We start from the raw sequence: 18,388 nt of genomic DNA, 5'->3' as shown, positions 1-18,388 counted from the left end.
CATGGCCGGGCTTGTCCCGATCCGCTGCGTCTGCCTATTAGGACAGAAAGCGCGTGGATGTCTGGGACGAGCCCGGGCATGACGCCTGTTTGGGTGGAAGCAGAATGCCAGGGCGGCTTGAAGGTGAGTTTGACTACATTGTCGTCGGAGCGGGCACGGCGGGCTGCATTCTCGCCAACCGCCTGTCGGCCGATCCGAAAAACCGCGTCCTCATTCTCGAAGCCGGCGGTGACGACAACTGGATCTGGTTCCACATTCCGGTCGGCTATCTCTTCGCGATCGGCAATCCGCGCTCGGACTGGATGTTCAAGACCGAGGCGGAGCCGGGCCTGAACGGCCGTGCGCTGGCCTATCCCCGCGGCAAGGTGATCGGCGGCTGCTCGGCGATCAACGCCATGATCTCGATGCGCGGACAGGCCGCCGATTACGACCACTGGCGCCAGCTCGGCATGACCGGCTGGGGCTATGACGACGTGCTGCCGCTGTTCAAGCGGATCGAGGATCACTTCCTGGGCGCGAGCGAGCATCACGGTGTCGGCGGCGGCTGGCGCATCGAGCCGCCGCGGATATCGTGGGACGTTCTCGACGCCGTCGGCGATGCCGCGGAAGAAATGGGGGTCAAGCGCATCCCGGATTTCAACACCGGCGACAACGAAGGCACCAGTTATTTCCACGTCAACCAGAAGCGCGGCCGACGCTGGTCCTCGGCGCGCGGCTTCCTCAAGCCCGCGCTGAACCGGCCCAACCTGCGGCTCGAGAAGCACGTGCTGGTCGACCGCCTCATCATCGAGCAGGGCCGCGCCGTCGGCGTGCGCTTCATCCAGAACGGCGAGGTCATCGAGGCGCGCGCGAAGCGCGAGGTGGTCCTGTCGGCAGGCTCGATCGGCTCGGTGCAGGTGCTGCATCGCTCCGGCATCGGGCCTGCCGACTGGCTGTCGCCGCTCGGCATCGACGTGGTGATGGACAAGCCCGGCGTCGGCCGCAATCTTCAGGATCATCTCCAACAGCGCGCGATCTACAAGGTCGAGGGCGTGCGCACGCTGAACGAGACCTATTACAACCTGTTCCGCCGCGGCCTGATGGGGCTCGACTACGCCTTCCGCCGCCGCGGTCCGCTGACCATGGCGCCGTCGCAGCTCGGCATCTTCACGCGCTCCGATGCAACACGCGCACGCGCCAACATCCAGTTTCACGTGCAGCCGCTGTCGCTCGACAAGTTCGGCGATCCCCTGCACCGCTTCCCCGCCATCACGGTGAGCGCCTGCAATCTCCAGCCGACCTCGCGCGGCACCGTGCGGCTGCGCGCGGCGAGCCCGGACGAGAAGCCGATCATCGCACCGAACTATCTGTCGACCGACGACGACCGCCAGGTCGGCGCCGACGCCATCCGCACCACCCGGCGGCTGATGCAGCAGAAGGCACTCGCAAAATATCGCCCGAGCGAATATCTGCCCGGCCCTTCCGTCGGTGACGACGATGCCTCGCTCGCCAAAGCCGCGGGCGATATCGGCACCACCATCTTCCATCCCGTCGGCACCGCGAAGATGGGCGCGGCGAGCGATCCGATGGCGGTGGTCGACGAACGGCTGCGTTTCTACGGCCTTTCCGGCCTTCGCATCGTCGATGCCTCGATCATGCCGACGATCACGTCGGGCAACACCAACACGCCGACCGCGATGATCGCCGAGAAGGGCGCGAGCATGATCCTGGAGGATGCGAAGTAGCATCCTGTCCCCATGATCAATCCACATCGCTTCTCCATCGGCCCCACTGATGCGCAGATCGCGATGCTGCGATGGGGCGAGAGCGGCAAGCTGCCCGCCCTGCTCGTGCACGGCACCGGTTTCGTCGCCGACGTCTGGGACGAGGTCGCGCGCGAGCTCGCATCGACCTACACCGTCTACGCGCTCGACCGTCGCGGCCACGGCGCGAGCCACAAGCCCGGCACCTATCATTTCCTTGACTATGCCGAGGATGTCTGCCGGGTGATCGATGCGCTCGCGCTGCGCGACATCTACGGTATCGGCCACAGCGCGGGCGCCACCGATCTTCTGCTCGCGGCAAAACTTCGCCCCGGAGGTTTTACGCGCCTGTTCGTGATGGAGCCGACCGTGATGGACCCGCGCGCGACACGCTCCGGAGGATTGAACGAAGAGTCCCTCGCGCGCGTCCAGGGCACGCTGCGCCGGCGGGCCGAGTTCGACAGTGCCGACACCGTGTTCGAGCGCTACCGCACCGCGCCGGCATTTGCCGATTGGACCGAGACCTCGCTCCGGGCCTATGTGAGGCATGGCTTCGTGCCGCTCGACGATGGCAGGGTGCGGCTCTGCTGCACGCCCGAGATCGAGTCCGCGATCCTGCATCCGATCTACGAGGCAATGGAGCAGGTCTACGTTGGCGATACCCGCGGCAATCCGTTTGCAGCGCTCGCCGAGATCGAATGCCCTGTCCGCGTCGCGACCGCCGCGAAGTCGGGACCGATCTACAAGGAGATGGCGCGACGCGCGGTGTCGCTGATTCCGCGTGTCAGCACGATGGTCTTTGAGGGCGCCGGGCACTGTGTGGCGCAGGAAGTGCCGGAACGCGTGGTTGAGGCCGTGCGGGAGTTCGCGAAATCCGGTCCGTAGCCTGGATGGAGCGAAGCGTAATCCGGGGACAGCTACGCACTGGCCCCCGCATTCCGCTGCGCTCCATGCGGGCTACAGATCTCGCCATCTCACGAAATCGTCATCGCATCCGGGAATAAGCCCCGCCCTCCCCCGATCACCTCCCCGAAGCCCAATTCCGGGCGAGAGGAGACGTGCGATGAGCGGACACGATCACGGGGACGACGGCGTCAGCCGACGCAAGGTGCTGGAATGCATGACCTGGGCCGGCACCGGGGTGCTCTGGACCGTCACGGGCGGCGTGCCGCGCTCGCTCGGCATCATCGATTCCGCGCAGGCCGCGACGGCGGCAGCGCCCGGCATGAGCTTCCTTCAGATCAGCGACAGCCATGTCGGCTTCGACAAGCCGGCCAATCCCAATGCACTCGGCACGCTCGAGGAAGCGGTGGGCAAGATCAACGCGATGCCGGCCAAGCCATCGTTCATGATCCACACCGGCGACATCACCCATCTGTCGAAAGCCGCCGAGTTCGACAATGCCGATCGCATCATCTCGCAGGCCAAGCTGGACGTGCACTACGTCCCCGGCGAACATGATTTCCTCGACGAGGAGGTGAAGTTCTATCGCGAGCGCTACGGCCGCGGCACCAAGGGCCAGGGCTGGTATTCGTTCGACGCCGGCGGCGTGCACTTCGTCGGCCTCGTCAACGTCGTCGACCTCAAGGCCGGCGGCCTCGGCAATCTCGGCGCCGAGCAGCTCGCCTGGCTGGAGGACGATCTGCGCGGCAAGTCGAAATCGACGCCGATCGTGCTGTTCGCCCACATCCCGCTCTGGACCGTCTATCCGGAATGGGGCTGGGGCACCGAGGATGGCGGCCGCGCGCTCGAACAGGTCAAGGGTTTCGGCTCGGTCACCGTGCTGAACGGCCACATCCACCAGGTGATGCAGAAGGTCGAGGGCAACGTCACCTTCCACACCGCGCGCTCGACCGCCTTCCCGCAGCCGGCGCCGGGGGCCGCACCGTCGCCCGGTCCGATGAAGGTCGAGGACGCAAGGCTCCGCTCCATGCTTGGCGTTGCCAGCATCAACTTCAAGCAGAACGAGCAGCGGCTCGCGATCATCGACACGCCGCTGCAAGGCTGAACGGAAGCTGACAATGAAGACACTCAATCGCCGCGACTTCGGCGTCGCTTTGGCCGCGGCCGTCCTGTTGCCCGCAACGACTGCCCGAGCCGACGACATGGACGTGCACATCGACAATTTCGTTTTCCAGCCGGCCGAGCTCAAGATCAAGGTTGGCACCACCGTGACCTGGACCAACCGGGACGACATCCCGCACACGATCGTCTCGGCCGGCAAGTTCAGGTCCAAGACCCTGGACACCGACGACAAGTTCTCGTTCACCTTCACCAATCCGGGCGACTACAAGTATTTTTGTTCGCTGCACCCGCACATGACGGGGATGGTCAAGGTTGAGTAACGTCTCCAACCAAGGCATCAACGTCTTGCCCGGCCGGTGGTCCCACGCCGGCCGGGCTCGTGTGCCTCCGGTCGCACACGGGGACGAAACGAAGCCGCAAGCGGAACAAGAGGCAAAGCGAGGAGCGATGCCCGCCACCGACGATCTGCAGAAGGCGCAGCGCTTCCGCGAAGCGGCGCTGCCCCATCTCGACGACGTCTACACGCTCGCGCGCTATCTCTTGCGCGACGCCGCCGATGCCGAGGACGCGGTGCAGGAATGCTATCTGCGCGCGCTGAAGCACTTCGACAGCTATCGCGGGCCGACGATGAAGCCCTGGCTGTTCGCGATCCTGCGCAACGTCTGCAACGCCGAATATGCGCGGCGCGCGCACAGGCCCAGCGCGATCGAGGATACGCCCGGCGCCGCTGAGCAGACGCCGATCTGGCAGGAGACCGAGGCGAGCCCCGAGACCGAAATGCTGCGCAGCCGCGATGCCGGCGCCATTCGCAAGCTGATCGACGCGCTCGCCGAACCGTTCAGGGAAACCTTCGTGCTGCGGGAGATCAACCACCTGTCCTATCGTGAAATCGCCGACGCCGTCGGCGCCCCCGTCGGCACCGTGATGTCCCGCCTCGCCCGCGCCCGCGCGATGCTGCGCGCGGCCTGGACGGCGGAAGAGGAGCAAGCGAGATGACCTGCGACGAAGCGAGGATCCTGCTTCACGCGCTGCTCGACAACGAGCTCGATGCCGGGCACGCGCGCGAGGTCGAAGCTCATATCGCAAGCTGCCCGGCCTGCGCTGCCGAGTTCGCAGCCCAGCGCGAGATGCAGCGCGTGCTGGCCGACACCGATCTGCGCTACGCAGCGCCGGCAAGCCTGCGCACGCGGATCGAAGCCTCGCTGCCTGGGCCGCAGCGCCAGCAACCCACCCGCCGCTCCGTGCTGCGCGGTTTTGCGATGGGCTCGGCGGTCTCCGCGCTCGCCGCAACCGGCGTCGTTGCCGTGGTGCTGCGCCAGGACGACCAGCAGCGCATCCTGTCGGAGGTCGTCTCCGCCCATCTGCGCTCGCTCCAGGCCGGCCATCTCACCGACGTGATCTCGACCGACCAGCACACCGTCAAACCCTGGTTCAACGGCAAGCTCGACGTCGCCCCGCCCGTGATCGACCTCACCGCGCAGGGCTTTACGTTGGTCGGCGGCCGGCTCGACTATATCGACGCCCGCGCCATCGGCGCGGTCGTCTACAAGCGTCGGCAGCACGTGATCAACCTGTTCGTGTCGCAGACTTCGAGCACCGAACACCGGCCGCCGAAGACCCAGACCATGCAGGGCTTCAACTGCCGCCGCTGGGGCAATCGCGGCCTGAACTTCTGGGCGGTCAGCGATCTCGGCGCCGACGAGCTCGCCGAGTTCGTCGACAAGTTCGATGCGGCGATGAAGGCGAATGTGGAGGGGTAGCTGGCACCACCGTCATTGCGAGCGGAGCGAAGCAATCCAGCCCGCATCCGCAGAGGGATACTGGATTGCTTCGCTTCGCTCGCAATGACGATTGCTGAGATAGATCGGCTTACGCCGACCGCCGCACCGCGTTGTCCACCAGCGTCTTGCCGAGCGACCAGATCGCGCCGGGGACCTTGTGACTGCCTGCGATGACGTCGTCGAAGGCGCGCTCGATCCAACCGCAGTCTTCCTCGGTGATGGTGAGCGGCGGCAGTAGCTTGATGGTGTGGCTGCCGTGGCCGGCCACTTGCGTCAGGATCTTGTGGTCCTTGAACAGCGGCACGGTGATGAGCTGGCAGAACAGGCCCTTGTTGGCGGCTTCCAGCACGTTCCAGGACGCCCGCAGGCGCAGCGACTTCGGCGGGCCGAACTCCACGCCGATCATCAGGCCCTTGCCGCGCACTTCCTTCATCAGCTCGTAGCCGGGCACCATGCGCGTCAGCGCAAGGCGCAGCTCGGCGCCGCGCTTGGCGGCGGACTCGATCAGCTTCTCGGACTCCATGACATCGAGCGTGGCGATGCCCGCGGCCATCGCCAGGTCGTTCTTGGAGAAGGTGGAGCCGTGCACCACCGCACGGTCCATCTGGTTGAAGATCTTGTCGAAGATGGCCTTGCGCGTCAGTACCGCGCCGACCGGCACGTGGCCGCCCGACAGCGACTTCGACAGCAGCACCATGTCCGGCTCGACGTTCCAGTGCTCGACCGCGAGGAAGCGGCCGGTGCGGCCCATGCCGGTCTGGATCTCGTCGGCGACGAACAGCGTGCCGTATTTCTTGCAGAGCGCGGCCGCGCCGGGCAGGAACTCGTCCGTGGGCATGTTGACGCCCTTGCCCTGGATCGGCTCGACGACGAAGGCCGCAACCTCGCGCGAGGCCAGCGCCTTTTCGAGCGCGGCGAGATCGTTGAAGGGGACCGGCGTGCAGCCGGGCAGCAGCGGCTCGAAACCGGCGCGGAAGTTCGAATCCCCCGTCAGCGACAGCGCGCCATAGGTCAGGCCGTGATAGCCGTGGGCGCAATAGACGATGCCGGGGCGGCCGGTGGCCCCTCGCGCGAACTTGATCGCGGCCTCGACGCATTCCGCCCCGGAATTAGCGAAGAACACCTTGTCGAGATAGGGAACGTATTTCAGCAGGCGCTCGGCGAGCACGCCGGCGAGCGTCGAGACGTCGAACTGGACGAGGTTGGGCAGGTCGGCATCGAGCACGCTCTTGAGCGCATCGCGCATGACCGGATGATTGCGCCCGATCGCAAACACGCCAAAGCCGGACAACAGGTCGAGATAGCGCGCCCCGTCGCGGTCGTAGAGGTACTGCCCCTGCCCCTTCTGGAAGCCGACATCGTAGCCGATGGTCTTGAGAACCCGAACGAACTGCTCGTTCAGATACCGATTATGCAGGGCACTGCGCTGGGCCTGACGGTCCGCGAACAGTTGAGACATGTCTGGATTTGGGCTGTGCATCCGCTACATACTTCGGTTGAGGGCCGTCTCGTCAACTGAAAACGGACCGTTACTCAAAACGGTCTGTGCGGCCTTTTGCCCTTTTTCGGACCATCTTCGCAAGCACAGCTTTAAACCATGTTGCACTGCCAAGGAACACTCATGCGTTTGGCCCTTTACACCGGAATTATACTGGCTAGCGGTTACACCTGCCTGACTCCTGCTCTCGCCGCCGATCCCACCGGCGACTGGCGGGTCGCCGACGGCGTCGCCAACATTCGTGTTGCCCAATGCAATGGCAGCATGTGGGGCGCGGTTTCCTGGGAAAAGCAGCCCGGCGGCCGCGACGAGAACAATCCGGATGTCTCGAAAAAGAACAGGCCGACGCTGGCCATGGCGACCCTGATCGACATGAAGAAGAAGCCCGGCGTCGATCAGTGGGAAGGACAGGTCTACAACGCTAAGGACGGCCAGCTCTACAGCGCCACCATCACGCCGGCCGGGACCGACCAGCTCGAGATCAAGGGCTGCGTGATGGGCTTCCTCTGCGGTGGCGAGACCTGGACCCGGGTTAGCCCGCCGATCCCCCTGAGCCCCGCCAACGCCATGGCCAAGGGCGCGCCGAAGCCCACCGGCGCTGCGCCGAAAGCCCAAGGGGCATCACAAGGCACGGCACCACAAGGCACGGCACAAGCCGCAGCGCCCCAAGGTACGTCCCAAGGCACGACCGGCGCCACAGCGCCTGCGCCTGCCGCGGCCCCGAAGACCGCCACCACGGCCAAGCCCGGTCAGAAGGGCGCCGCCGACACCGTCGGCGACATCTGCCTACTCCCTGAGATTGCGGGGTTTGCCCATTAGGGCCGGCTGGAACAGCAGCACGGCGGCGAGCGTCGTCACCAGCGAGAGCGCCAGCAGCTTGCCCATGCTGGACGTGCCGGGATGGCTCGACAGCCACAAGCTGCCGAACGCGGTCGCCGTCGTCAGCGCGCTGAAAAAGATCGCGCGTGTCAGGCTGGTCTGAAGCAGGTTTGTTCTGCCCGAGCGCCAGGCCACGACATAATAGATCTTGAAGGCGACGCCGACGCCGAGCAGCAGCGGGAACGCGACGATGTTGGCGAAGTTGAGCGGCAGGCCGATCAGCACGCAGATCTCGAGCGTCACGGCACCTGCAACCAGGAGCGGCACCAGCGTCATCAGCACGTCCACGAACCGGCGGAGCGTGATCCACAGCAGAAGGCCGATCACCAGCAGCGCGTAGATGCCGGCATGGATGAACGCCTTCACCACGGTGTCGCCGGATTTCAGGATCGAGACCGGCCCGCCAATCGCGGTCGGCTCGGCGACGAGCACCGCCGCCGCAAATCTGCGCAGCGTGTCGTTGTCGTTGGGATCGCCCTTGGGCAGCGCCTCGACGCGGATGATGCCATCCTTGCTCTTCCAGGCGCTGACGAGATCGGGCGGCAGCGACTTCAGGGTGACCGGCTCGGCCTGCAGCGCGTTCCTGAGCTGGTCGAACACGATCTTCATCGGCGTGACGAACACGTCCTGCGCCCTGTTCCGCGTGGCCTCGTCGGCATTGGCGAGCTTATCGAGCGCGTCCGCAAGGCGGCGCGAGGCGACCGCGCCCTGCCCCTTCGCATCACCGGCGGTCCGGCGCAGATTGTCGACCGAGGACTTCAGCGCATCGACGTTCTCCTTGTCCGTCGGCGCGGCATCGATCTGGTCGGGATTGAGCGCGGGGTTCAGCACCTTGGCGCCCTGTGCGATCAGCTTCAGCTTCGGCTGCTGGTCTTGCGGCACGAAGCTGTCGAGCGACATCACGCGCAGCACCTCCGGCACCTTCTCCAGCTTCGCCTCGACCTGCCTCGCCTGCTCCTCGGACGTCGTCATCACGTTGATGGCGTTGGCGCCGGTGTTCGGATCCTTGCGCAGGTCGAGGAAGGTCGCGATCGATTCGGCCCTCGGGTTGCGCAGGTTCATCGGATTGAAGTCGAATTTCAGGAAGTAGAGCAGCGGCAGGCCGGCGAGCGCGAGCAGCAGCGTGCCGCCCACGACCAGCACACGGTGCTTCTCCAGGAAGTGATCGAGCGGCGCCAGGAACGCGTAGCCGACCGGCTCCTTCTCGCCGGGCGGGTTCAGCAGCTTGAGCAACGCCGGCAGAATCGTGATGCTGGAGAGAAACGCCACCAGCATGCCGACGCCGGCGATCTGGCCGAGCTCGGAGATGCCCTTGTAGTCGGTCGGCATGAAGCAGAGGAAGCCCGCCGCGGTCGCCATTGCCGCCAGCGACAGCGGCACGGCCGATCGTTTCGCGGCCAGCACCAGCGCCCCCGAAAGATCGTTGTGCTTGTAGCGCTCGGAACGGTAGCGGACGCTGTACTGGATGCCGAAATCGACGCCGAGGCCGACGAACAGCACCGCGAACGCGATCGACAGCAAATTGAGCGAGCCGACCATCATCAGGCCGGCGGCGGTCGTGATCGCGAGCCCGACGAAGAGATTGATGAACACCGCAAAGATGATCTTCGCCGAATGCAGCGCCAGCCACAGGATCAGCAGCACGACGAGGACGGTGCCGACGCCGTTGACGACGGCGCCTTCCTGGACGGTGGCATATTCCTCATTGGCGATCGGCACCGGGCCGGTCAGTCGCACTCGCGCCTGGTATTTGGTCGCGAAATCGAGCTCCACCGCGGCCTTGCGGATCGCGTCGGTGGCGCCCTTGCCGGGCTCCAGCGCGTTGTAGTCGAGGATCGGCTTGAACTCGATGAAGGCGCGCTTGTCGGAAGCCGACAGCGGCTCGTCGCTGACGAGTTCGCGCCACGAGAAGCTCGCATTGCCCTTGTTGAGCACGGTCTCGACCGTCTGCGCGATCAGGTTGAACGGCCGCGCGGTGTTGTCGAGCTTGACCTGGCCGCGCTTGACGCCGGCAAGTCCCGTCTCCAGCGCGCCGGTCAGGCCGCGGATCGAGGGATCGCCTGCCATGATCTCGATCAGGGGCGCCGCAGCTTCGAACTGGCCGGTGGCCTTGGCGACCTCTTCGGTCGGCAGGAACAGCAGGCCGTTCCTCTCGAAGAACTCACCGGTGCCGAGCTGCTGCATCGACTGGAAATTGGTCTTGTCGTCCTTCAGCTTGGCAAAGAGCGCGTCCGACGCCGCGGTCGCCATCTCCGGCGTCCTGGCCTCGACCACTGCCGTGATCGTCGCGTCGCGGTCGAAGGCGCGGTCGAACTGCTGGTCGCGCTGGCGCCAGTCCAGATTCTGGGCAATCAGCGAATTGATGTCGGTGTTGATGGCGAAGTGCCGGGACGTGTAATAGCCGGCCCCCACCGAAAGCAGGAGCCCGAGAACGACGACGAGGGAGGCAAACCGGGTGCAGGCCCTGACGATGGCAACGACGACGCTTTGCAGCACTTCTTTTCTTTCTGCTGTTAACAGCTTGCCGGAAACGCCCGCTCTTTATCGGAGTTCCCGGGCGAAACCTATTGCTGTTTTGAGTGGTTCTCGCCGCCGGAAGGTTCGAGGTAAACGGCGCAGACCATGGCAAAATCATGCGGGACGGTCGGTATAGCCGGGGAGTTGAGGCGGGAAAGTGACGAAGGGGTGAGCACAAATGTCGCCATCTTGCTCACGGCACTTTCTGTACTATATTACCCCTCGATTGGGTCGGCGGGGAACAATAGGCCCATCCGACCTTTCCTTTCTGCCGATTTTTTGACACAAAGTATTGCGCCTCCATGCGCCGGAGCCCCGACGGGGGTGGGTGGCTACCGCGTGCGCGAAACCAATGGTGCGGATATTGCAACTCATTGGTCAGTACGGTGCCCCCGGGGAACTTTGAAGCGGATTGGTGCAACTTGCGTGATGGGCGTCCTATGGAAGTTTATCTAGCGCAGCCGCGCGGTTTCTGCGCGGGCGTGGTGCGTGCGATCGAGATCGTGGAACGGGCCCTGGAGAAGTACGGCCCGCCCGTCTACGTGCGCCACGAGATCGTGCACAACAAATACGTGGTCGAGAGCCTGAAGAACAAAGGCGCCATCTTCGTCGAGGAGCTGTCCGAGGTTCCGCCGAAGGCGGTGACCGTTTTCAGCGCCCATGGCGTCGCCCGCAGCGTCGAGGAAGAGGCCGCCGCGCGCGACCTTCCGGTACTCAACGCCACCTGCCCCCTGGTCACGAAAGTTCACAATCAGGGGAAGCGCTATATCACCAAGGGCCGCACGCTGATCCTGATCGGCCATGCCGGCCACCCCGAGGTCGAGGGCACGATGGGCCAGGTTCCGGGGCCGGTGCTGCTTGTTCAATGCGTTGAAGAGGTTAAGGCCCTTGTCCTGCCGGCAGATACGCCAGTGGCCTACATCACCCAGACCACCCTGTCGGTCGACGACACCCGGGACATCATTTCGGCCCTTCAGGCCCGCTTTACAGATATTCAAGGCCCGGATATCCGGGATATCTGCTATGCGACACAGAACCGCCAATCTGCGGTAAGGGACTTGAGCAAGCTGGTCGACGTGATCTTGGTGGTGGGCGCTGCCAACAGCTCGAACTCGAACCGGCTCCGCGAAATCGGCACTGAGGCCGGCGTCGCGAGTTATTTGATTGCCGACGGCAGCGCGCTCAATCCGGAGTGGTTGAAAGATGCCAAGACCGTCGGCGTCACGGCCGGCGCTTCGGCGCCTGAGGTACTCGTGGATGACGTGATCGAGGCGATGCGGCGGATCGGACCAGTCAAGGTCTCGGTGCTGCCGGGCCGCGAGGAGAACATCGAATTCCGGCTTCCGGCCGAACTGGCTGCGAGCTGACCCACCCGAATTTCAAGCCCAGAAAGAAACGTGTAATGGCTATCCCCTTCTTCAAGGAAATGCGTATCGGCGGTTATTTGCTCAAGCAGAAACTGCTTGGCCGCAAGCGCTATCCGCTCGTGCTGATGCTGGAGCCGCTGTTTCGCTGCAACCTCGCCTGCGTCGGCTGCGGCAAGATCGACTATCCCGACGCGATCCTCAACCGTCGCATGACGGCGCAGGAGTGCTGGGACGCCGCCGACGAGTGCGGCGCGCCGATGGTGGCCATTCCCGGCGGCGAGCCGCTGATCCACAAGGAGATCGGCGAGATCGTGCGCGGCCTTGTCGCGCGCAAGAAGTTCGTCTCGCTCTGCACCAACGCGCTGCTGCTCGAGAAGAAGCTCGATCTGTTCGAGCCCTCGCCGTACCTGTTCTTCTCGGTGCATCTCGACGGCCTGAAGGACCATCACGACAAGGCCGTGTCGCAGAAGGGCGTGTTCGACCGCGCCGTCTCCGCGATCAAGGCGGCGAAGGCGCGCGGCTTCACCGTCAACGTCAACGCCACCATCTTCGACGGCCATCCGGCCGAAGAGATCGCCAAATTCCTCGACCTCACCGTCGAGCTCGGTGTCGGCGTCTCGATGTCGCCGGGCTACGCCTATGAGCGCGCGCCGGACCAGGAGCACTTCCTCAACCGCACCAAGACCAAAAAGCTGTTCCGCGACGTCTTCGCGATGGGCAAGGGCAAGAAGTGGAACTTCATGCATTCCGGCCTGTTCCTCGACTTCCTCGCCGGCAACCAGGAATACGAGTGCACGCCGTGGGGCATGCCCGCGCGCAACATCTTCGGCTGGCAGAAGCCCTGCTATCTGCTCGGTGAAGGCTACGCCAAGACCTTCAAGGAGCTGATGGACACCACCGACTGGGAGACCTACGGCACCGGCAAGTACGAGAAGTGCGCCGACTGTATGGCCCATTGCGGCTACGAGCCGACCGCGGCGACCGCAGCCTTCAACAATCCGCTGAAGGCGATGTGGGTGTCGCTGCGCGGCGTCAAGACCACGGGCCCGATGGCGCCCGAGATCGACATGAGCAAGCAGCGTCCGGCGCAATACATCTTCTCGGAGCAGGTCCAGAAGAAGCTGTCGGAGATCCGCAAGGACGAGGCCGCCGCCGCCGAGCAGAAGGCCGCGCGGAAGGCTTCGACGGCCGCGTAAGCGCGCAAGCGTCCAGAAACGAGAAAGGCCCGGTCGCCATCGCGATCGGGCCTTTTCGTTTGTTTAGTTCAAGTGCAATCAGGCGGTCTTGATCGCTGCCAAAAAGGTTGCGACTTGCGACTGTAGGGCTTTGGACCGAACCGAGAGATCTGACGCCGCCTGCAACACCTGAGCGGAAGCAGTGCCGGATTCGCCGGCAGCACGGGTCACGTGGACCATGGTCGGGCGCGCCTCGGCGTCATTGTCGCCCTGGTCGTCGCGACCTGCATCGCGCTCGCCGCCGGCATGGTTACGGTCCTGACCACGGCATCGCCGATCCGGCGGTTGACCGGCGTGATGGCGCAGTTAAGCGGCAACGATTTGCACGTCACGATTCCGGATGCGGACCGGCGCGACGAGATCGGCGCGATGGCGCGCACCGTCCAGATTTTCAAGAGCGGTCTCGTCGAAGCCGACAGGCTGGCCGCGGTTCAAAAGGCGGACGAAGCGGAAAAGACCCGCAGGGTCGGCATGATCGATGCCCTGGTGTCCGACTTCGACGCACGGTCGTCCGACGCGCTGGCGAGCTTCGGAGCGGCGGCGACGGAGCTCGACTCGACGGCCCAGAGCATGTCGGCACTCGCAAAGGACGCTTGGCCGCCTCGGGCCCCTTCTGCAAACAAATGAAAAACAACCCCATGCACAGTAGAACCGCGGCTGCTGGCCGGCACAGGGGCCCGTGCCGTCAAGCCATTGCCGCGTCAAGCAAATCAGCGGCAAACGGCAAGCAACGCGGCATCTGCGGCCCGGGTTCGTTTTCGCAGCCAGACACGCCGTCGGCCGGGCGCGATTCAAGGCTCGCATGAATTTCGTATTTCACGAACAACATTTGACGCGCCGGACAAAACAGTGGCACTATGCCATCCTGGCCCTTTCGGAAAGCGCGACCGGCCGGTCGCCATACGCGACGCGCGAACTCCCCGCTTTCCGAAATCCAATGGACGCGCGATCCTCATTCCATGTTTGGTTCGTCAAACATCAGCGAAATCGTCCAGCACGCTTGATCGCCTTCAATTTGCAACCCGTCGGAAACTGACGGTTCTTTGCTCGTGCTGCCAGGCTCCACCGGGAGACGGAGCAATGTCCATTCGGCTAAGCCACGACGACCGCAACACAATCAGCGGCAAACGCGCATCATTGCTCACGCCAAGCGGAGACGCTGAAGAAGGCTCGGAGCAGACGCTTGCATTGGCAACATTGCACTCAAGATGTGCAGAAACACCGCGATCGAGGCGCGCCGTGCACAAAATCCGACATGTACGTGACGGAAATGTCATCTAACAATATCGGTTCCCTGCCCGGACGGTGCCAGCCCGTGGCCAACATCGATGGAGCCCGACATGAACCTGTGCACGAAAAGCGGTCTGCGATGCGCTGTTGTGTCGATCACCGCCGCTATGTTCTGCCTCAGCACTGCAGCTCGCGCGGCGGACCTCACCGTTTACACGGCGCTGGAGGCCGACCAGATCAAGCCCTACAAGGCCGCGTTCGAGAAGGCCAATCCGGGCATCAACATCCTCTGGGTCCGCGACTCCACCGGCATCATCACCGCGAAGCTCCTCGCGGAAAAGGCAAACCCCAAGGCCGATGTGGTCATGGGTCTTGCCGCAACTTCGCTGATGCTGCTGCAGAAGGAAGGCATGCTGATGCCTTACGCGCCGGCGGGTCTCGACAAGGTCGACGCCAAGATGCGCGATCCCGCTGCCTCGCCGGAGTGGGTGGGCATGGACGTCTGGGCATCGGCCTTTTGCGTCAACACCGTGGAATCCGGCAAGAAGAACCTGCCTGAGCCCGCCTCCTGGGCCGATCTGACCAAGCCGGTCTATCAGGGACAAATCGCCATGCCGAACCCGGCCTCCTCGGGGACCGGTTTTCTGATGGTCTCCGCCTGGCTCCAGATGTTCGGCTGGGACGAGGGCTGGAAGTACATGGACGAGCTTCACAAGAACATCGCGGCCTATACGCATTCCGGCTCGAAGCCGTGCCGACAGGCCGCCGCCGGCGAGTACACGATAGGCCTCTCGTTCGAATATCGCGCCAACAAGACCAAGAAGGGTGGAGCGCCCATCAGCATTGTCCTGCCCAAGGAAGGCCTCGGCTGGGATATGGAAGCTATCGGGATCTTGAAGACCACCAAGGAGTCCGAGGCGGCGAAGAAGCTTGCCGACTGGGCCGCGACAGCGGAGGCCAACAAGCTCTACGCCGAGAACTTCGCCATCGTCGCGTTGCCCGGCATCGCAAGCTCCATGGAGTTCATCCAGGGTGACATCAACAAGATGCTGATCAAGAACGACTTTGCCTGGGCCGCGGAGAATCGCGACAAGATCCTGGCAGAGTGGAGCAAGCGCTACGACGGCAAGTCCGAGCCCAAGAACTGAAAAACTGAACTGAAGAACTGAACTGAAGAACCTGAACTGAGGGACTTGAACCGGGGATCCTGCCGGGGATCCCAGGAGCGACCAAGCCGGCGGTGCATGGGCGCCGCCGGTCAATGCGGGACAGTACAATGGACAGCACGCCGACGACGGTGCCCTATCTCCGCATCCGCAACCTCTCGAAAAAGTTCGGTGCGTTCACCGCGCTCGACACTATCGACCTCGACATCATGCCCGGGGAGTTCGTCTCGTTCCTCGGGCCATCCGGCTGCGGCAAGACCACGCTGTTGCGCGCCATCTCCGGACTGGACGTGCAGACCGCCGGGTCGATCCATCAAGGCGGGCGGGACATCTCGACGTTGCCGGTCGCCAAGCGCGACTTCGGCATCGTGTTCCAGTCCTATGCGTTGTTCCCGAACCTGACGATCAAGGACAATGTGGCCTACGGCCTGGTGTCGGCCGGCACGCCTCGCATCGAGATCGACAGACGGGTCAAGGAGCTTCTCGAACTTGTCGGCCTGCCCGAGCAAGCCGGCAAATATCCGGCCCAGCTCTCAGGAGGGCAGCAGCAGCGTGTCGCGCTCGCCCGGGCGCTGGCGCTATCGCCCGGCCTTCTACTGCTGGACGAACCGCTATCCGCTCTCGACGCGCGCGTCCGGGCGCGTCTGCGCGGCGAGATCCGCGACCTGCAGCAACGTCTCAAGCTGACCACGATCATGGTGACCCACGACCAGGAGGAGGCTCTCACCATGTCCGACCGGATCGTGGTGATGAGCAATGGCAGGATCGAGCAGGTGGGCACGCCCGACGAGATCTACGGCCGACCCGCGACCGCTTTCGTCGCCGACTTCGTCGGCAAGATGAACTTTCTGGAGGGACGCCTCGTCACCAGCAAGCGCGCGATTGTCAGGGGTGCCGTGCTCGACTTCAGCGAGGAGGTGCCGCTCGGCGAGGGCGCGGCCGTCACGGTCTGCCTTCGGCCGGAGGACGTGGCGGTGCGCGACATCGGCGAGCATTCGGACAATCGCCTGTCGGTCCAGGTCGGCGTCATGGAATTCATCGGCAATCATTTCGCGACGACCCTGCATGCGAGCGGCACGGGACTGAACTTCTCGGCCGACTTTTCGATCAACGCCGTGCGCGACCTCGGCATTTCCTCGGGCGCGACCATCGAGGTCGCGCTGCCGCCGAAGCGGTTACGCGTATTTGCCCAGCCGCGCTCTGCGACTGCCTGACACGGGAAACCAGCGATGGCGACCGAGACGCTGATTCTGCCGGACCGCACCGCCGCAGTGGCGCCCCTGCGGCAGAAGCTGGGGCACGACGACTGGATCATGCGCGGCGCGGTCGTGGCGCTCGGCCTCTGGTTGATCGTCACCGTGTTGCTGCCGCTCTGGGCGCTGCTGTCCAAGAGCTTCCAGGCGGCTGATGGCAGCTTCGTCGGCTTGGCCAATTTCCAGGCCTATTTCGCCAACCCGGCGTTGGCCAATTCGATCTGGCACTCGGTCTGGGTCTCGCTGCTGAGCACGGTCATCTGCGTTCTGCTCGCCTTCGTCTACGCCTACGGACTCACTCGCACCTGCATGCCAGGACGGGGACTGTTCCGCATCATCGCGCAGATCCCGATTCTTGCACCCTCGCTGCTGCCAGCGATCAGCCTCGTCTATCTGTTCGGCAACCAGGGCCTCGTCAAATGGATGCTGTTCGGCGCGTCGATCTACGGTCCGATCGGCATCGTGATGGGCGAGGTGTTCTGGACCTTCCCGCACGCGCTCATCATCATCACCACGGCGCTGGCGATTTCGGACGTGCGTCTGTATGAGGCGGCGGAAGCGCTGCGGGCAAGCCCGCGCCGCACCTTCTGGACCGTGACCATTCCCGGAGCACGTTATGGCCTGATCAGCGCGGTCTTCGTCGTCTTTACCCTGGTGATCACCGATTTCGGCGTGCCGAAGGTCATCGGGGGCAAGTTCAACGTGCTCGCGACCGACATCTACAAACAGGTCGTCGGGCAGCAGAATTTCCAGATGGGCGCGGTGGTCGGCTTGATCCTGCTGTTGCCCGCCGGGGTGGCCTTCGTCGTCGATCAGCTCATGCAGCGACGCCAGTTGGCGCTGCTCTCCGCGCGCGCCGTACCGTATGCGCCCAGGCCCGACGCCACGATCGATCGCGCGATGCTGGCGATCTGCTCGCTGATCGCGTTCGCGATCCTGGTCTTTCTCGGCGTGTCCTTCTTCGCCTCGATCGCGACGTTCTGGCCCTACAATCTGACACCCAGCTTCAAGAACTTTGACTTCGACATGATGGATGGCGGCGGCTGGCGCAGCTATTTCAACTCGCTCGTCATGGCCGGCCTCACCGCGCTGTTCGGGACTGCGGTGATCTTTGCCGGCGCCTATCTCGTCGAGAAGACCCCGCGCTTTCGCACCATTCGCGGTTTCGTGCAGTTTCTCGCGCTGCTTCCCTTGGCCGTTCCCGGACTGGTGCTCGGCCTCGGCTACATCTTCTTCTTCAACAACCCGGCCAATCCGCTGAACTTCATCTACGGCACCATGGCCATCCTCGTCATCTGCACCATCTCGCATTTCTACTCCGTCTCGCACCTGACCGCGGTGACGGCGCTCAAGCAGATCGACCAGGAATTCGAGACCGTTTCGGCATCGCTCAGGGTGCCGTTCTGGCGTACCTTCATGCGAGTGACCTTGCCGGTCTGCCTGCCGGCCGTGCTGGATATCGCCATGTATCTGTTCGTGAACGCGATGACGACAGTCTCCGCGGTGGTCTTCATCTACGCGCCGCATACGACGCTGGCGGCGATCGCCGTGCTCAACATGGATGATGCGGGCGACGTGGCGCCTGCGGCCGCCATGGCGATCGTCATCTTCGCCACCTCAGCCGTGACGCGCGCTATCTACATGGTGCTTACACGGGGGTATCTTGCGCGCGCGCAATTGTGGAGAAAGCGGTGA

16 protein-coding genes are annotated in these 18,388 nt (G+C 64.2%); 13 read left to right on the top strand and 3 right to left on the bottom strand.

The annotated features are described in order from the left end of the window. Nucleotides 1–104: 104 nt before the first annotated feature. The 6 genes from XI08_RS04880 to XI08_RS04855 all read left to right on the top strand — a co-directional run bounded on the left by XI08_RS04880 (nucleotide 105) and on the right by XI08_RS04855 (nucleotide 5,527). Nucleotides 105–1,724: a GMC family oxidoreductase gene (locus XI08_RS04880; protein ID WP_271573573.1), complete on the top strand. Its 1,620-nt coding sequence runs from the start codon at nucleotides 105–107 to the stop codon at nucleotides 1,722–1,724. Nucleotides 1,725–1,736: 12 nt separating this feature from the next. After that, nucleotides 1,737–2,627, top strand: a complete 891-nt coding sequence (locus XI08_RS04875; RefSeq protein ID WP_271573572.1) for an alpha/beta fold hydrolase — start codon at nucleotides 1,737–1,739, stop codon at nucleotides 2,625–2,627. A 178-nt stretch (nucleotides 2,628–2,805) separates the two neighbouring features. Continuing rightward, the gene (locus tag XI08_RS04870; protein WP_271573571.1) at nucleotides 2,806–3,750 is read left to right on the top strand and encodes a metallophosphoesterase family protein; all 945 of its coding nucleotides are present in this window, start codon (nucleotides 2,806–2,808) and stop codon (nucleotides 3,748–3,750) included. Between the two features lie 13 nt (nucleotides 3,751–3,763). After that, on the top strand, nucleotides 3,764–4,087 hold the full coding sequence (locus tag XI08_RS04865) for a cupredoxin domain-containing protein (RefSeq protein ID WP_271573570.1): 324 nt from the start codon (nucleotides 3,764–3,766) through the stop codon (nucleotides 4,085–4,087). Nucleotides 4,088–4,214: 127 nt separating this feature from the next. Continuing rightward, on the top strand, nucleotides 4,215–4,763 hold the full coding sequence (locus tag XI08_RS04860; RefSeq protein WP_271573569.1) for a sigma-70 family RNA polymerase sigma factor: 549 nt from the start codon (nucleotides 4,215–4,217) through the stop codon (nucleotides 4,761–4,763). Then, complete coding sequence (locus XI08_RS04855; protein WP_271573568.1) at nucleotides 4,760–5,527, top strand: anti-sigma factor family protein; 768 nt, start codon at nucleotides 4,760–4,762, stop codon at nucleotides 5,525–5,527. Before XI08_RS04860 ends, XI08_RS04855 begins: the two co-directional genes overlap by 4 nt. Before the next feature lie 109 nt (nucleotides 5,528–5,636). Here XI08_RS04855 and hpnO read toward each other — a convergent pair whose 3' ends face one another. Further along, a complete protein-coding gene (hpnO, locus tag XI08_RS04850; protein WP_271573567.1) occupies nucleotides 5,637–7,028 on the bottom strand; it encodes an aminobacteriohopanetriol synthase HpnO in 1,392 nt (463 codons plus the stop codon). A gap of 141 nt (nucleotides 7,029–7,169) precedes the next feature. On the opposite strand from hpnO, the gene XI08_RS04845 reads away from it, so the two are divergent. Next, the gene (locus XI08_RS04845; protein WP_271573566.1) at nucleotides 7,170–7,865 is read left to right on the top strand and encodes a DUF2147 domain-containing protein; all 696 of its coding nucleotides are present in this window, start codon (nucleotides 7,170–7,172) and stop codon (nucleotides 7,863–7,865) included. Here the strand turns inward: XI08_RS04845 and XI08_RS04840 are convergent. Continuing rightward, the gene (locus XI08_RS04840; protein ID WP_271573565.1) at nucleotides 7,833–10,421 is read right to left on the bottom strand and encodes an MMPL family transporter; all 2,589 of its coding nucleotides are present in this window, start codon (nucleotides 10,419–10,421) and stop codon (nucleotides 7,833–7,835) included. The genes XI08_RS04845 and XI08_RS04840 overlap by 33 nt on opposite strands. Before the next feature lie 461 nt (nucleotides 10,422–10,882). Here XI08_RS04840 and ispH point away from each other — a divergent pair, with 461 nt between their 5' ends. The 3 genes from ispH to XI08_RS04825 all read left to right on the top strand — a co-directional run bounded on the left by ispH (nucleotide 10,883) and on the right by XI08_RS04825 (nucleotide 13,671). Continuing rightward, entirely contained in the window at nucleotides 10,883–11,809 is a 927-nt protein-coding gene (gene ispH, locus XI08_RS04835) for a 4-hydroxy-3-methylbut-2-enyl diphosphate reductase (protein ID WP_271573564.1), read from the top strand. 35 nt (nucleotides 11,810–11,844) lie between these two features. Next, entirely contained in the window at nucleotides 11,845–13,005 is a 1,161-nt protein-coding gene (gene hpnH, locus XI08_RS04830) for an adenosyl-hopene transferase HpnH (protein WP_027544102.1), read from the top strand. 210 nt (nucleotides 13,006–13,215) lie between these two features. After that, nucleotides 13,216–13,671 (top strand): HAMP domain-containing protein, encoded by a 456-nt coding sequence (locus XI08_RS04825; RefSeq protein WP_271573563.1) that lies wholly within the window; start codon nucleotides 13,216–13,218, stop codon nucleotides 13,669–13,671. A gap of 58 nt (nucleotides 13,672–13,729) precedes the next feature. Here XI08_RS04825 and XI08_RS04820 read toward each other — a convergent pair whose 3' ends face one another. Then, a complete protein-coding gene (locus XI08_RS04820; protein ID WP_271573562.1) occupies nucleotides 13,730–13,873 on the bottom strand; it encodes a hypothetical protein in 144 nt (47 codons plus the stop codon). 511 nt (nucleotides 13,874–14,384) lie between these two features. On the opposite strand from XI08_RS04820, the gene XI08_RS04815 reads away from it, so the two are divergent. The 3 genes from XI08_RS04815 (at nucleotide 14,385) to XI08_RS04805 (ending at nucleotide 18,388) form a co-directional block, all read left to right on the top strand. Next, on the top strand, nucleotides 14,385–15,422 hold the full coding sequence (locus tag XI08_RS04815) for a putative 2-aminoethylphosphonate ABC transporter substrate-binding protein (RefSeq protein WP_271573561.1): 1,038 nt from the start codon (nucleotides 14,385–14,387) through the stop codon (nucleotides 15,420–15,422). 128 nt (nucleotides 15,423–15,550) lie between these two features. Continuing rightward, nucleotides 15,551–16,654, top strand: a complete 1,104-nt coding sequence (locus tag XI08_RS04810; protein ID WP_271573560.1) for a putative 2-aminoethylphosphonate ABC transporter ATP-binding protein — start codon at nucleotides 15,551–15,553, stop codon at nucleotides 16,652–16,654. 15 nt (nucleotides 16,655–16,669) lie between these two features. Next, nucleotides 16,670–18,388: a putative 2-aminoethylphosphonate ABC transporter permease subunit gene (locus tag XI08_RS04805; protein WP_271573559.1), complete on the top strand. Its 1,719-nt coding sequence runs from the start codon at nucleotides 16,670–16,672 to the stop codon at nucleotides 18,386–18,388.

This window comes from Bradyrhizobium sp. CCBAU 11361 (genome assembly GCF_028128935.1).
Classification (GTDB): domain Bacteria; phylum Pseudomonadota; class Alphaproteobacteria; order Rhizobiales; family Xanthobacteraceae; genus Bradyrhizobium; species Bradyrhizobium niftali.
Note: the sequence above shows the minus strand (reverse complement) of the source record. Positions and strands in the feature narration are given on the sequence as shown.